The following is a 13,841-nucleotide window of genomic DNA, read 5'->3' on the forward strand; positions in this document are numbered from 1 at the left end:
CTGACCCTGGTGCGCCCCGAGCTCGACATCTGGGAGCCGGGCGAGCACAACGGCACCTTCCGCGGCTTCAACCCGGCCTTCGTCACCGCCACCGAGGCGATCCGCCGTTACTGGTCGGACGACGAGCTGGAGCGCAGCACCATCACCCGCGGCCTGGCCATCGAGTCCCGCTTCAACGCGCTCGTCGCCCGCTACCAGGAGCACGGCCTCGTGGCCAAGGGTCGCGGCCTGGCCCGGGGCCTGCAGTTCGCCTCCGGGGAGGTCGCCGGGCGGGTGGCCCGGGAGGCCTTCGACAACGGGCTGCTCGTCGAGACCTCCGGGCCGCAGGACGAGGTGGTCAAGCTGCTGCCGCCACTGACCATCACCCCCACCGAGCTCGAGACGGGTATGCGCATCCTCGAGCGGGCCGTCGTCACCGTGCTCGAGAGCTGAGCGACACGCGGTGGGGCGGGGGCGTTGCGCTCCCGCCCCGCCGCTGCGCCCGGCACCATGTCCTGACCAGCCCGCACCACCCTTGAGGAGACCCGAACATGATCGTCCGCAGCTTCCACGACCTCGACGACACCGAGTTCGACGTCCAGACCCCCAACTGGCGGTCCAAGCGCATCATCCTGGCCCGTGACAAGGTCGGCTTCTCGCTGCACGAGACCACCCTGTACGCCGGCACCGAGAACGAGTTCTGGTACGCCAACCACATCGAGGCCGTCGTCATCGTCGAAGGCGAGGGCACGGTCACCGACCTCGCCACGGGTGAGACCCACGAGCTGCGCCCCGGCTCGATGTACCTGCTCGACGACCACGACAAGCACGTCGTGCGCCCGCGCACCGAGATGCGCACGATCTGCGTCTTCAACCCGCCGGTCACCGGCCGGGAGGTCCACGACGAGAACGGGGTCTACCCCCTCATCGTCGAGGAGTCCTGACCCGCGAACGCCGGACCCCGGCCCCCGGGGGCCGGCTCCGGCGGCCGTGTCGGCCGCCGGCTCAGCGCAGGTCGGCGAGCCAGCGCAGGAGCAGCCGGGCACCGAAGCCGGTGGGCCCCTCCGGGACCTCGTCGCGCGCCTTGGTCGCGCGGCCGGCGCCGGCGATGTCGAGATGCGCCCAGGGGACGTCTCCCGCGAAGTGCTGGAGGAAGAGGGCCGCCGTGATCGAGCCGCCCATGATGTGCGGGTCGCGCGACTGGTGGGAGATGTCCGCGACGTCGGAGTCCAGGCTGGGCCGGTAGGACTCGACGAGCGGCAGGCGCCACACCCGCTCCCCGCTCACCTCCCCGGCGGCCTCGAGGGCCGCGGCGAGGGCGTCGTCGGTGGCGTAGAGGCCGGCGTGCGTGCGTCCCAGCCCGAGCGTCACCGCCCCGGTGAGGGTGGCGACGTCGACGAGGACGTCCGGCCGCGCGGTCTGCCGCACCCAGGCCATGGCGTCGGCGAGGACCATGCGGCCCTCGGCGTCGGTGTTCGACACCTCGATGGTGGTGCCGTCGTAGGCGCGCACGACGTCGCCCGGGCGGTAGGAGCTCGCCCCCACCGCGTTCTCGGCGAGGGCGAGCACCCCGACGATGCGGTGCGGCAGGCGCATCTCGGCCGCCGCCAGCACGGTGGCGAGCACCGCCGCGGCCCCGGCCATGTCGGTCTTCATCCCGACCATGGCGTCGCGCGGCTTGATCGAGATGCCGCCGGTGTCGAAGGTGATGCCCTTGCCGACGAGCGCGACGGTCCGTGCGCCGCGGGCCTGGCGCGGCGTGTAGGTGAGGGTGACCAGCCGCGGCGGGGTGGCCGAGCCGGAGCCGACGGCGAGGACGGCACCCATCCCCTGCTCACGCAACCAGGCCTCGTCACGGACCTCGGCGGTGACGCCGGGGACCGTGGCGGCGAGCTCGACCGCCCGCTCGGCCAGCCACTGCGGGTTCTTGACGTTCGAGGGGGTGGCGGCCAGGAAGCGGGCGCGTACGGTGGCGGTGGCGGCGGCCCGGGCGGCCGCGACCACCTCGCCGTCCGCGTCGTTGCCCAGCAGGACGAGCCGCTCCGCGGGCGCCTTGCCGGGGCGCGGGGACTGCGCGCGGCGCGGGCCGCGGTAGGCGGTGAGCCAGAAGCCCTCGAGGAGCGCAGCCAGCCCGGTGCGACCGGCGAGCGTCCCGACCGGCGTGACGACGGTGCCGAGCCCGGTGGTCGTGCGGCACAGCGCCGAGCCGACCTTGCGCATGGCGTCCGGCCCGGCGTCCCCGACGCCGACGAGGACGAGCCTGCGGGGCAGGCCGCCCCAGCCGAAGTCGCGGCCGGGCAGCGGGCGGGGCAGGTCGAGCACCGCGGTCTCGCCCGCCTTGCCGCTCAGCCCGTGCCGGGCGGCGAGGTCGACGAGGTCGATGCCGTAGCGTGCGGCGGCGTCCGCGGTGCCGGGTCGAGGGTCGACCCCCTCCTCACCGGAGGTGGGCGGCGCGACCGCGACGACGAGGGCGTCGGCCCGGGGGACCCAGCGGTCGTCGCTGCCGACCGAGCCGGCCTCACCGAGCACCTCGGGCAGCTCGGTGAGGCCGAGCTCGTCCAGGGTCGTCATCCGGTGGTCAGGAGGCGACGGCGCTGAGGGCCTCGCTGAGCTCGCCTGCCTCGGCGGGCGTCAGCTCGACAACGAGGCGGCCGCCGCCCTCGAGGGGAACGCGCATGACGATGCCGCGTCCCTCCTTCGTGACCTCCATCGGCCCGTCCCCGGTCCTCGGCTTCATCGCGGCCATCTGGCACCCCTATCCTTCTCGGTTGTCGTGCCGCAGTCCTGCGGCACACCGCTCCTAGTCTAGTCCACCGGCCGCCGGCGGGGTCGGGTCATCCCCGTAACAGTGCAGGTCACGCGCCCGATCCGGCAGCCTCCTCGGCCGCGTGGCGGCGGGCACGGGCCTCCTCGTCCATCACTGCGAGCCGGTCGCGGATGCGGTCCACCGCCTCCTCCGCGGTGTCGACGAGCTGGATGAGGTCGAGGTCGGCCGCGGCGATGACCCCGGCCGGGACCATCGTGTCCCGCACCCAGTCGAGCAGCCCGCCCCAGTACCCGCTGCCGACGAGGACGATGGGGAAGGAGCGCACCTTCCCCGTCTGGACGAGGGTGAGGGCCTCCCACAGCTCGTCCATCGTGCCGAACCCACCGGGAAGGACGATGAAGCCGAGGGCGTACTTGACGAACATCGTCTTGCGGGCGAAGAAGTAGCGGAAGTTGACCCCGAGGTCGACCCACCGGTTCATGCCCTGCTCGAAGGGCAGCTCGATGCCCAGGCCGACGGACACCCCGCCCGCCTCGCAGGCCCCCTTGTTCGCCGCCTCCATGACACCCGGCCCGCCCCCGGTGATGACGGCGTAGCCCGCCTCGACCAGGAGACGTCCGACCTCCTCCCCCATCCGGTACTCCGGGGAGTCGGTCGTGCTCCGGGCGGACCCGAAGACGCTGATGGCCGGGCCGAGCTCGGCGAGCGCGCCGAACCCCTCGACGAACTCGCTCTGGATCCGCATGACCCGCCACGGGTCGGAGTGCACCCAGTCGGAGTCCTGGTCCTTGCGCAGCAGGCGCTCGTCGGAGGTCTCGTCGGGGATCTGGGCACCGCGGAGCAGGATCGGGCCCTTGCGGTAGCCGTCGGTGCGGCGGCTGTCGGCCGCGTCGCGGCCGTTCCTGTTGTAGGACCGGGTCATGGTGCTCCTTCCGTGAGCCAGGCCTCCAGGGCGGCGGCGCAGGCGCGGATCTGGTCGGTGGGACAGTGCTCGTCGTCGGCGTGCGCGAGGGACGGGTCACCCGGGCCGAAGTTCACGGCCGGCACGCCCAGGGCCGCGAACCTGGCGACGTCGGTCCACCCGTACTTCGGCGCGGGCGCCCCGCCGGTGACCGCGGTGACGGCGGAGATGAACTCACCCACCCCGGGGGCGTCGAGCCCGGGCCGGGCCCCGGCAGCGCCGTCGACGACCTCGACGTCGAAGCCGTCGAACACCTCCCGGACGTGCTCCTCCGCCGCGGCGAGGGAGCGGGAGGGGGCGAAGCGGTAGTTGACGTGGACCTCGCAGGAGTCGGGGATGACGTTCCCGGCGATGCCCCCGGTGATGCCCACGGCGCTGAGCCCTTCCCGGTAGGCCAGGCCGTCGACCTCCACGGTGGCCGGCTCGTACTCGGCGAGGCGGGTGAGCACGGGGGCGGCACGGTGGATGGCGTTGACGCCGCGCCAGGCACGGGCGGAGTGGGCGGCGCGCCCGGTGGTGCGCACGACGGCGCGCAGGGTGCCGTTGCACCCGCCCTCGATGCCGCCGTTGCTCGGCTCGCCGAGGACCGCGAAGTCGGCGGCCAGCCAGTCCGGCCGGCGTGCCGCGACCCGGCCCAGCCCGTTGCGCTCCGCCTCGACCTCCTCGTTGTCGTAGAACGCCCAGGTGACGTCCCAGGAGGGCGCCGTGAGGCGGGCGGCGAGCCAGAGCGCGACGGCCACCCCGCCCTTCATGTCCACGGTGCCGCGGCCCCACAGCACCTCCTGGCCGTCGACCGTGCGGAGCTCGGTGGGCAGGTTGCCCTGCACCGGCACGGTGTCGATGTGTCCGGCGACCACCACCCGGCGGGAGCGCCCGAGGTGGGTGCGGGCGACGACGGCGTCACCGTCGCGTCGCACCTCGAGGTGCGGCAGGCCGGCGAGCGCCGCCTCCACGGCGTCCGCGAGCTGCCCCTCGGCGCCGGAGACGGAGGGGATGTCGCACAGCGCCCGGGTGAGGTCGACGACGTCGACCGTGTGCAGGTCGGGCAGGCGGGGCGGGCCGGCGGAGGTGGGCACGGCGCGGTCACTCCCCGGTGCTGTGGAGGGTGCGTGCGGCCTCGGCGATGGAGCCGGTGAGCGAGGGGTAGATCGTGTAGACGTTGGCGAGCTGGTCGGCGGTGATGCGCTGGGTGACGGCGATGGCGAGCGGGAAGATGAGCTCGCTGGCGCGCGGGGCGACCACGACACCGCCGATGACGGCACCGGAGTGCCGGTCGGCGATGACCTTGACGAAGCCCTCCCGGATGCCGAGCATCTTCGCCCGCGGGTTGCGGGCGAGCGGCAGCTGGGTGACGACGGCGTCGACCACGCCGTCGAGCACCTCTCGCTCGGTGACGCCGATGGTGGCGATCTCCGGCGCGGTGAAGATGTTCGCGGTGACGGCGTCGAGGTCGAGCGGTGCGACGGCGTCACCCAGGGCGTGCCACATCGCGATCCGGCCCTGCATGGCGGCCACCGAGGCGAGCGGCAGCTGGCCGGTGCAGTCGCCGGCGGCGTAGACGCGCACCCCCGTCGTGCGTGAGACCCGGTCCACCCGGATGTGCCCGGAGGCGGTGGTCTCCACCCCGGCCTCCTCCAGCCCGAGCCCCTCGGTGTTGGGTACACCGCCGACCGCGAGGAGGCAGTGCGAGGCGGCGATGACCCGGCCGTCGGTGAGCTCGACCTCCACGCCGTCACCGACCCGCCGCACGGCGGCCGCGCGGGAGCGGGAGAGCACGTTCATGCCGCGGCGCCGGAAGACGGTCTCGATGAGCTCGGCGGCGTCCTCGTCCTCACCGGGCAGCACGCGGTCGCGGCTGGAGACGAGCGTGACCGGGACGCCCAGGCCGTTGTAGGCGCTGGCGAACTCCGCCCCGGTGACACCGGAGCCGACGACGACGAGGTGCTCGGGCGGCTCGGTGATCCCGTACATCTGCGCCCAGGTGAGGATGCGCTCGCCGTCCGGCCGGGCGTCGGGCAGGACCCGCGGGTGGGCGCCGGTGGCGACGAGGACGATCTCCCCAACGAGCTCCTCCTCCCCGGTGGCGGTGGTCACCACGACGACGCGGGTGCCGTCGCTGCGTAGGTCGCCGGCGAGCCGGCCCACGCCGTCGACGATGCGGATGCCCTCCCGCTCGAGCCGGGAGCGGATGTCCTGCGACTGGCGGCTGGCCAGCTCGAGGACCCGGCGGTTGACGACCTCGAAGTCGACCGAGGTGCCCTCCGCACCGCCGCGGATGCCGAGCTCGGCGGCGTCGGCGGTCGTCGTCATCCACTCCGCCGTGGCGATGAGGGTCTTGGACGGCACGACGTCGGTGAGGACGGCGGCCCCGCCCATCCCCTGCCGCTCGACCACCGTCACGCGCGCGCCGAGCTGCGCCGCGACGAGGGCGGCCTCGTAGCCGCCGGGCCCGCCGCCGATGATGACGACGCGGCTGCCCGCGCGCACCGGCGAGCTGCCCGCTGTCTCGTGCGTGCGGCGTCCCTCGGCAGGCGCTGGGCTTCCCGGGTGTGCCCCGGCGGGCTGGTGCTCGTCGGCTGGAGTGGTCACAGGGGGCATTGTGCCGCCTTTGCCCCGTGCTGTGCTCACCCGGGCGCACGAGCGGTAACGTCAGGGCATGGTCTCCCCCGCCACTCCCCCGGATCCGCACGCCCCGTTCGCCCTCGCCCAGCAGGCCGCCGAGCGGCTGGCGGCGCTCACCGGGGTCGAGCGGCACGACATCGCGCTCGTGCTCGGCTCGGGCTGGAGCGGTGCGGCCGACCTCGTCGGGGAGACGGTCGCCGACGTGCCCGCCGAGCAGGTGCCCGGCTTCCGCGCTCCCGCCGTCGCGGGCCACGGCGGGTCCATCCGCTCCATCCGCATCGGCGACGACGGCGAGCCCCGCCACGTCCTCGTCCTCGGCTCGCGGACCCACTACTACGAGAGCCGCGACGTCCGCGCCGTCGCCCACGGGGTGCGCACGGCCGCGGCCGCTGGGGTGCGGCAGCTCGTCCTGACCAACGGCTGCGGCGGTCTCGACCCCGCGCTGCTGCCGGGCACCCCCGTGCTCATCGCCGACCACATCAACCTCACGGGCGCCTCCCCGATCGAGGGCGCGACGTTCGTCGACCTCACCGACCTGTACTCGGCGCGGCTGCGCGACCTCGCCCGGGAGGTCGACCCGACGCTCACCGAGGGCGTGTACGTCCAGTTCCCCGGGCCGCACTACGAGACCCCGGCCGAGGTGCGCATGGCGGCGTTGCTCGGCGGCACGCTCGTGGGCATGTCCACCGCGCTGGAGGCGATCGCCGCCCGGCACGTCGGGCTGGAGATCCTCGGCCTGTCGCTGGTGACCAACCAGGCCGCCGGCATCAGCGCCGACCCGCTGTCGCACGAGGAGGTCATCGAGGCCGGGCGTGCCGCCGGGCCCCGCATCTCCCGCCTGCTCGCGCAGATCGTCCGCCGTATCTGAGGAAGGAGCCCCTCCATGGATGTCGACGCCGTCCGGCGCTGGATCGCCGAGGACCCGGACCCCCGCACCGCGAACGAGCTCGCCACGTTGCTCGAGCGCGCCACCGCGGGCGGTCCGGACGCCGAGCAGGCACGTGCCGACCTGGAGGACCGCTTCTCCGGGCCGCTCGTCTTCGGCACCGCCGGGCTGCGTGGGGCGGTCGGGGGTGGCCCGAACCGGATGAACCGCGCCGTCGTCATCCGCACCACCGCCGGGCTCGTCGCGTGGCTGGCCGACCAGCTCGCCGGCGCCGCGCCGCGCGTCGTCATCGGTTACGACGCCCGCCACGGCTCGGCCCAGTTCGCGCAGGACGCCGCCGCCGTCGTCACCGGTGCGGGCGGGCACGCCTTGCTGCTGCCGGAGCCCGGCCCCACGCCGGTGCTCGCCTACGCGGTCCGTGCGCTCGAGGCCGACGCCGGGGTCATGGTCACCGCCTCGCACAACCCGCGGGAGGACAACGGCTACAAGGTCTACCTCGGTGGACGCGTGGTCACCGACTCCGGGCAGGGCGCCCAGCTCGTCTCCCCCGCGGACACGCAGATCGCCGCCCGGATCGACGCCGTCGGGGCACTCGCCGACGTACCGCGGCCGGCCGACGGGTGGGAGGTGCTCGACCGTACCCTCACCGAGGAGTACGTCGACAGAGTGGCCTCGCTCGTGCCGCACGGGTACGCGCGCAGCCTGCGCATCGTGTACACCCCCTTGCACGGGGTTGGGGCCGAGGTCGCGCTCGCGGCACTCGAGCGTGCCGGGTTCGGCGACGTCCACGTCGTGGCGGAGCAGGCCGAGCCGGACCCCGACTTCCCCACCGTCGCCTTCCCCAACCCGGAGGAGCCCGGGGCCCTGGACCTCGCCTTCCGGCTGGCGCGCCGGGTGGACGCCGACCTCATCATCGCCAACGACCCCGACGCCGACCGCTGCTCGGTGGCGGTGCCCGACCACGACGCGCTGGGCGGCTGGCGGCAGCTGACCGGTGACGAGGTAGGTGCGCTGCTCGGCAAGCAGTCGGCGATCAGCGCGGCCGTCGCCGGGCGCGGCGTGCTGGCCAGCTCGGTGGTCTCCTCCCGGCTGCTCCAGCGGATCGCGGCCTCGCACGGGTTGGAGCACCGCACGACCCTGACCGGCTTCAAGTGGATCAGCCGCGTGCCCGGCCTCGTCTACGGCTACGAGGAGGCGCTGGGCTACTGCGTGGACCCGGAGGCGGTGCGCGACAAGGACGGCATCAGTGCGGCCGTGCGGGTGGCGCTGCTGGCCTCCCAGCTCGTCGACAAGGGCCGCACGCTGACCGATGCGCTGGACGACCTCGCCCTGCAGTACGGGCTGCACGCCACCGCCCCGCTCACCCTGCGGGTGTCGGACCTCTCACTCATCCCCCAGGCGATGGAGCGGCTGCGCAGCAGCGGGCCGTCGTCGCTGGCCGGGTCGCCGGTGGTGCGCACCGTGGACCTGGCGGAGGGCGCCGACGGGCTGCCGCCGACCGAGGGCCTGGTGTTCCTCACGGCCCGCGGCGACCGCGCCGTCGTCCGGCCCAGCGGCACCGAGCCGAAGCTCAAGTGCTACCTCGAGGTCATCGAGGAGGTCCACGACCGCGAGCTGCTCTACGACACCCGCCGCGCGGCCGCGGAGCGGCTCGACCGGATGAAGCGCGAGCTCGGCGCCCTCATCGGCCTCTGAGCCGCCCGGCGCCCCGGTCCCGCCTGGGTCGTGCCGTCCCCGGGTCGTGGTCCAGAGCAGGACACGCCCCGGTGACGTGCCGACCCAGGCGGTGGGGGTCAGCCGATGAGGTGCTCCAGGGCGAGCTGGTTGAGCCGCACGAAGCGGTACTCGCGGGCCGTGGCGGCGTCGACGTCGAACTCCTCGAAGGAGCTGCGGTCGGCGAGCAGGTCGCTCACCGACTCACCCTCCGCGAGCGTCGGCTCCGACAGCTCGAGCACGCCCGCCTCCTCGAAGGCCTCCTGCACCCGGGGGTCGGCACGGTAGGCCCTGGCCTTCTCGGCGAGCATGAGGTAGGTGGCCATGTTCGCCTCGGCCGAGTCCCACACGCCCTGCATGTACTCGGTGCGCGAGGGCTTGTAGTCGAAGTGGCGTGCGCCCTCGTAGCGCGGGCCGCCGCCGGGGAAGCCGTTCTCGAGCAGGTCGACGGTGAAGAATGCGGAGAGCAGGTCGCCGTGCCCGAAGACGAGGTCCTGGTCGTACTTGATGGACCGCTGGCCGTTGAGGTCGATGTGGAAGAGCTTGCCCGACCACAGCGCCTGTGCGAGGCCGTGGGTGTAGTTGAGGCCCGCCATCTGCTCGTGCCCGGTCTCCGGGTTGAGCCCGACGATGTCACCGTGCTCGAGCTCGGCGATGAAGCCCAGCGCGTGCCCGACGGTCGGCAGCAGGATGTCGCCGCGCGGCTCGTTCGGCTTGGGCTCCAGCGCGATGCGCAGGTCGTAGCCCTTCTCCTTGATGTAGCCGGCGACGGTGTCGATACCCTCCCGGTAGCGGTCGAGCGCGGCCTTCACGTCCTTGACGCCGTCGTACTCGGCGCCCTCGCGCCCACCCCACATGACGAAGGTCGTGGCACCGAGCTCGGCGGCGAGGTCGACGTTGCGCAGCACCTTGCGCAACCCGAAGCGGCGCACCGACCGGTCGTTGGCGGTCAGCGCCCCGTCCTTGAACACCGGGTGGCTGAAGGTGTTCGTCGTGACCATCTCGATGACCAGGCCGGCGGCGGTGGTCGCCTCCCGGAAGCGGGTGAGGATCCGCTCGCGCTCTGCGTCGTCGGTGCCGAAGGGCACGACGTCGTCGTCGTGGAAACTCACCCCCCAGGCGCCGAGCTCCGCGAGACGCTCGGCGTACTCCCACGGGTCCAGCGCCGGGCGGCTGGCCGAGCCGAACTGGTCTTGGGCGGTCCAGCCGACGGTCCAGATACCGAAGGAGAACCGGTCGTCGGGGGTGGGCTTTCGAACCATAGGGACACTCCTCGTCGAGGTTTTAGTTGCGTAGCACAATTAATAGGTGTCGGGCCCGGCCCTGTCAAGCCGCCGCGAGCCACGCGCCGGGGTCGGCGACGACGTCGGCCAGCACGGTGTAGGCCCCGCCGGTGAGCGCGGGCTGCCCGCCGCGACCCGGCCGGATGGCGACGTCCAGCCACGGCGTGGCCAGCACCCGCTCGCGCAGCTCCTCCTCGAGCGGGCCGCGCAGCACGGGCAGGAAGTCGATGAGCTGGCCGCCCAGGACGACGTCGTCGACGTCGAGGATGTTGACGACGTTGGCCAGCGCCGTGCCGAGCGCGCGTCCGGCCCGGAGCACGGCGTCCCGCGCCGGGCCGGGCTCGGCGGCGGCGGCCACGAGGACGTCGGCGGGGCTGTCCGGGGGCAGCCCCGCCGCGGCGAGGACGGCGTCACGCCCGGCGTACTGCTCCAGGCAGCCGACCGCGCCGCAGGTGCACCGGGGACCGGTGGGGTCGACGAGCGTGTGCCCGATCTCCCCGGCCCACCCGTGCCGCCCGACCACCGGCGTGCCGTCGACGACGTACGTGCCACCGATGCCGATGTCGGCGGAGATGTAGAAGAAGGTGCCGCTCTCGGCGGGGCGCCCGGGGGCGGCGAGCGCGTGCCCCAGCGCCGCGAGGTCGGCCTCGTTCGCCAGCGCCAGCCGCGGCAGCCCGGGCAGGTACTGCGCGACCGTGACGTCCCGCCAGCCCAGGTTCGGGGCCCGCAGCACGCGACCGCTGCGGTCGACCAGGCCGGGGATGGCCAGGCGGACACCGACGAGCTCGGTGAAGGTGTCGGCGCTCTCGCTGAGCAGCTCCTCGGTGAGCAGGGCGAGCCGCCCGAGGACGTCGGCCGGGTCGCTGGCCTCGAGGTGGTCCGGCTCGACCCGCTCGGCGAGCACGGCGCCGCTGAGGTCGACGAGCCGGGCCCCGAGGTAGCTCGGCGAGACCTCCAGCCCCAGCGCGGCGAGCGTCCCGCGGGCCGGGGCCAGGGGGGTCGCGGGTCTCCCCCGGCCCACCACCTGGCGGGGCAGCTCGCGCAGCACCCCGCCGGCGAGGAGGGTGTCGACGAGGCGCGAGACGGTGGAGCGGGTCAGCCCGCTGGCAGCCGCGAGCGCCGCGCGGGACACCGGCTCCGGGGAGGCGAAGGCCAGGGAGGCGACGACGGAGAGGTTCCGGTCACGCAACGAGGCCTGGCCCACCCCGTGGCTCCCGGAGGCGACGTCGCCCGGCCCCGGTCCCAGCGGTGCGGGGGGCGGCCCGTCGCTCACACGTGCAGCGGTCATCCCCCGACCCTACCGATGTCCGATAGTTTAGTTCTACGCTAGAACAATCACGTCGCGAAGGGGTGACGCATGGCAGCTTCATCCGGTCGGCTGGTCGCCGGGATCGACAGCTCCACCCAGTCCTGCAAAGTCGTGGTCCGGGACGCCGAGACGGGCCGTCTCGTGCGGTCCGGGCAGGCCCGCCATCCCGACGGGACCGAGGTCGATCCCGAGGCCTGGTGGCAGGCGCTGCAGGAGGCGCTCGCGCAGGCGGGCGGGCTGGACGACGTCGCGGCCGTCGCGGTCGGGGGGCAGCAGCACGGTCTCGTCGCCCTCGACGACGAGGGGCGGGTGATCCGGCCCGCGCTGCTGTGGAACGACACCCGGTCCGCCCAGGCGGCCGCCGACCTCGTGCGCGAGCTCGGCGAGGGGGACGTGCGCACCGGCCGCCGCCGCTGGGTGGAGGCCATCTGCTCGGTGCCGGTGGCCTCCTTCACCATCACCAAGCTGCGGTGGCTCGCCGAGCACGAGCCGGAGAACGCCGCCCGGGTCGCCGCGGTCGCCCTCCCCCACGACTGGCTCACCTGGCGTCTCGCCGGGACCGGTGCGCTGGAGGACCTCGCCACCGACCGGTCCGAGGCCGCGGGCACCGGCTACTTCGACCCGGCGGGCAACACCTACCGCCGCGACCTCCTCGACCTGGCGCTCGGGCGGGAGGCCGACGTCGTCCTGCCGCGGGTGCTCGGCCCCGCCGTCGCCGCCGGCCGGGTCGACGGCACCGGGCCGCTGCTCGGGCCAGGCGCCGGCGACAACGCCGCTGCCGCGCTCGGCGTCGGGATGGTGCCGGGCGACGTGACGATCTCGATCGGGACCTCCGGCGTCGTCTCGGCCATCAGCGCCGACCCGGTCCGTGACCCGAGCGGTCTGGTCACCGGGTTCGCCGACGCCACCGGCAACTTCCTGCCGATGACCACGACGCTCAACGCCTCGCGGGTCCTCGACGCCACCGCCGGGCTGCTCGGCGTGGACCACGCCGGCCTCAGCGAGCTCGCGCTCGCCGCCGAGCCAGGGGCGGGCGGGCTGGTCCACGTGCCCTACCTCGACGGCGAGCGCACGCCCAACCTGCCGGACGCGACCGGCTCGCTACGGGGCATGACCCGGGCCTCGATGACGCGGGAGAACCTCGCCCGCGCCGCCGTCGAGGGGATGCTGTGCCACCTCGCCGAGGGGCTGGCGGCGGTCGAGGCGCACGGGGTCGAGGTGCGCCGGATCCGGCTCATCGGCGGCGGCGCCCGCTCCGCGGCGGTGCAGCGGATCGCACCCGCCGTGCTCGGGCGGCAGGTCGAGCTCCCCGAGCCCGGCGAGTACGTCGCCGACGGCGCCGCCCGGCAGGCGGCGTGGGTGCTGGCCGGCACCGACGAGCCGCCGGCGTGGGTGCGGGAGGGGACGCGGGTGCTCACCGCCGAGCCCACCCCGCCGGTGCGCGAGCGCTACCGCGCCGAGGCCGCCCGGGTGTTCGAGGAGTTCACTGCCTGAACCCGCCCGGCCGCCGGGCCGGGGACAGCACGCGGCCGGGCTCCCCTGGTGGGAGCCCGGCCGTCGCACGGAGAGCTCACGCCGGGAAGTGCGCACTCGGCGGGAAGTGCGCTCCCGGTGGAAAGTGCGCACTCGGCGGGAACTGCACCCTCGGCGGGAACTGCGCTCTCGGTGGGAAGTGCACTCCCGGTGGGAAGTGCACTCCCGGTGGGAGGTGCGCTCCCGGTGGGAGGTGCGCTTTCGATGTGCGGTCGTGCGCTCGCCAGGAGGGATCGCGGTGGGCGCGCTCGGGGTCAGTCGAAGACGGGGCCCTGGGTGCGGGTGCGCTTGAGCTCGAAGAAGCCGGGGGTACCGGCGACGAGGACGCAGCCGTCCCACAGGCGACCGGCGGCCTCGCCCTTCGGGGCGGGCGTGACCACCGGGCCGAAGAACGCGACGTCGTTGAAGGCCACGACCGGGGTACCGACGTCCTCCCCGACCTTGCTGATGCCCTCCTGGTGGGAAGCCCGCAGCGACTCGTCGAGCTCGTCGGAGGTGGTGTAGCGCACCAGCTCCTCGGGCAGGCCGACCTCGGCGAGCGCCTCGGTGAACACGGACGTGTCACCGATGTCCCGGCCACCGGGGTGGTACCGGGTGCCGAGCGCGTCGTACAGCGGCTTGACGTACTCCTCACCGTGGAGCTCACGGGCGGCGTTGACCAGGCGGACCGGCCCCCAGGCCTTGTCCATCAGCTCCCGGTAGTCGGACGGCAGGTCACGGCCCTCGTTGAGCACCGCGAGCGACATGACGTGCCAGCGGGCCGTCACCGGGCGCACCTGCTCCACCTC

General features: G+C 74.3%; 13 protein-coding genes. 5 read left to right on the top strand and 8 right to left on the bottom strand.

Annotated features, from left to right (window positions below; all coding sequences use genetic code 11):
- On the top strand, positions 1–432 hold a 432-nt coding region (locus tag Q0195_RS10715; RefSeq protein WP_299278188.1), incomplete at its 5' end, for an aminotransferase class III-fold pyridoxal phosphate-dependent enzyme.
- A gap of 98 nt (positions 433–530) precedes the next feature.
- Positions 531–923 (top strand): ectoine synthase, encoded by a 393-nt coding sequence (locus tag Q0195_RS10720; protein WP_299278191.1) that lies wholly within the window; start codon positions 531–533, stop codon positions 921–923.
- Positions 924–984: 61 nt separating this feature from the next.
- Here Q0195_RS10720 and Q0195_RS10725 read toward each other — a convergent pair whose 3' ends face one another.
- The 5 genes from Q0195_RS10725 to Q0195_RS10745 all read right to left on the bottom strand — a co-directional run bounded on the left by Q0195_RS10725 (position 985) and on the right by Q0195_RS10745 (position 6,194).
- On the bottom strand, positions 985–2,550 hold the full coding sequence (locus tag Q0195_RS10725; RefSeq protein WP_299278194.1) for a M17 family metallopeptidase: 1,566 nt from the start codon (positions 2,548–2,550) through the stop codon (positions 985–987).
- A gap of 7 nt (positions 2,551–2,557) precedes the next feature.
- Positions 2,558–2,725, bottom strand: coding sequence for a DUF3117 domain-containing protein (locus tag Q0195_RS10730; RefSeq protein ID WP_139071077.1), 168 nt, complete (start codon positions 2,723–2,725; stop codon positions 2,558–2,560).
- 109 nt (positions 2,726–2,834) lie between these two features.
- Positions 2,835–3,668 (bottom strand): TIGR00730 family Rossman fold protein, encoded by an 834-nt coding sequence (locus Q0195_RS10735; RefSeq protein WP_299278202.1) that lies wholly within the window; start codon positions 3,666–3,668, stop codon positions 2,835–2,837.
- On the bottom strand, positions 3,665–4,783 hold the full coding sequence (gene dapE / locus Q0195_RS10740; protein ID WP_299278204.1) for a succinyl-diaminopimelate desuccinylase: 1,119 nt from the start codon (positions 4,781–4,783) through the stop codon (positions 3,665–3,667). Before dapE ends, Q0195_RS10735 begins: the two co-directional genes overlap by 4 nt.
- A 7-nt stretch (positions 4,784–4,790) precedes the next feature.
- Complete coding sequence (locus tag Q0195_RS10745) at positions 4,791–6,194, bottom strand: NAD(P)H-quinone dehydrogenase (protein ID WP_299278223.1); 1,404 nt, start codon at positions 6,192–6,194, stop codon at positions 4,791–4,793.
- A gap of 169 nt (positions 6,195–6,363) precedes the next feature.
- Between Q0195_RS10745 and Q0195_RS10750 the strand changes: the two genes are divergently transcribed.
- Both Q0195_RS10750 and Q0195_RS10755 read left to right on the top strand, forming a co-directional pair.
- Positions 6,364–7,197 (top strand): purine-nucleoside phosphorylase, encoded by an 834-nt coding sequence (locus Q0195_RS10750; protein ID WP_299278207.1) that lies wholly within the window; start codon positions 6,364–6,366, stop codon positions 7,195–7,197.
- Positions 7,198–7,212: 15 nt separating this feature from the next.
- Positions 7,213–8,910 (top strand): phospho-sugar mutase, encoded by a 1,698-nt coding sequence (locus Q0195_RS10755; RefSeq protein ID WP_299278208.1) that lies wholly within the window; start codon positions 7,213–7,215, stop codon positions 8,908–8,910.
- Between the two features lie 98 nt (positions 8,911–9,008).
- Here the strand turns inward: Q0195_RS10755 and xylA are convergent, their stop codons facing one another.
- Both xylA and Q0195_RS10765 read right to left on the bottom strand, forming a co-directional pair.
- Positions 9,009–10,190, bottom strand: a complete 1,182-nt coding sequence (xylA, locus tag Q0195_RS10760) for a xylose isomerase (protein ID WP_299278211.1) — start codon at positions 10,188–10,190, stop codon at positions 9,009–9,011.
- A gap of 64 nt (positions 10,191–10,254) precedes the next feature.
- Positions 10,255–11,499, bottom strand: a complete 1,245-nt coding sequence (locus Q0195_RS10765) for an ROK family transcriptional regulator (protein ID WP_299278214.1) — start codon at positions 11,497–11,499, stop codon at positions 10,255–10,257.
- A 69-nt stretch (positions 11,500–11,568) separates the two neighbouring features.
- On the opposite strand from Q0195_RS10765, the gene xylB reads away from it, so the two are divergent.
- Positions 11,569–13,014, top strand: coding sequence for a xylulokinase (gene xylB / locus Q0195_RS10770; protein WP_299278217.1), 1,446 nt, complete (start codon positions 11,569–11,571; stop codon positions 13,012–13,014).
- 293 nt (positions 13,015–13,307) lie between these two features.
- Here the strand turns inward: xylB and Q0195_RS10775 are convergent.
- Positions 13,308–13,841: disulfide bond formation protein DsbA (locus tag Q0195_RS10775; protein ID WP_299278220.1), on the bottom strand; the 534-nt coding region annotated here is incomplete at its 5' end.

It is taken from the genome of uncultured Georgenia sp. (assembly GCF_937958535.1).
Classification (GTDB): domain Bacteria; phylum Actinomycetota; class Actinomycetes; order Actinomycetales; family Actinomycetaceae; genus Oceanitalea.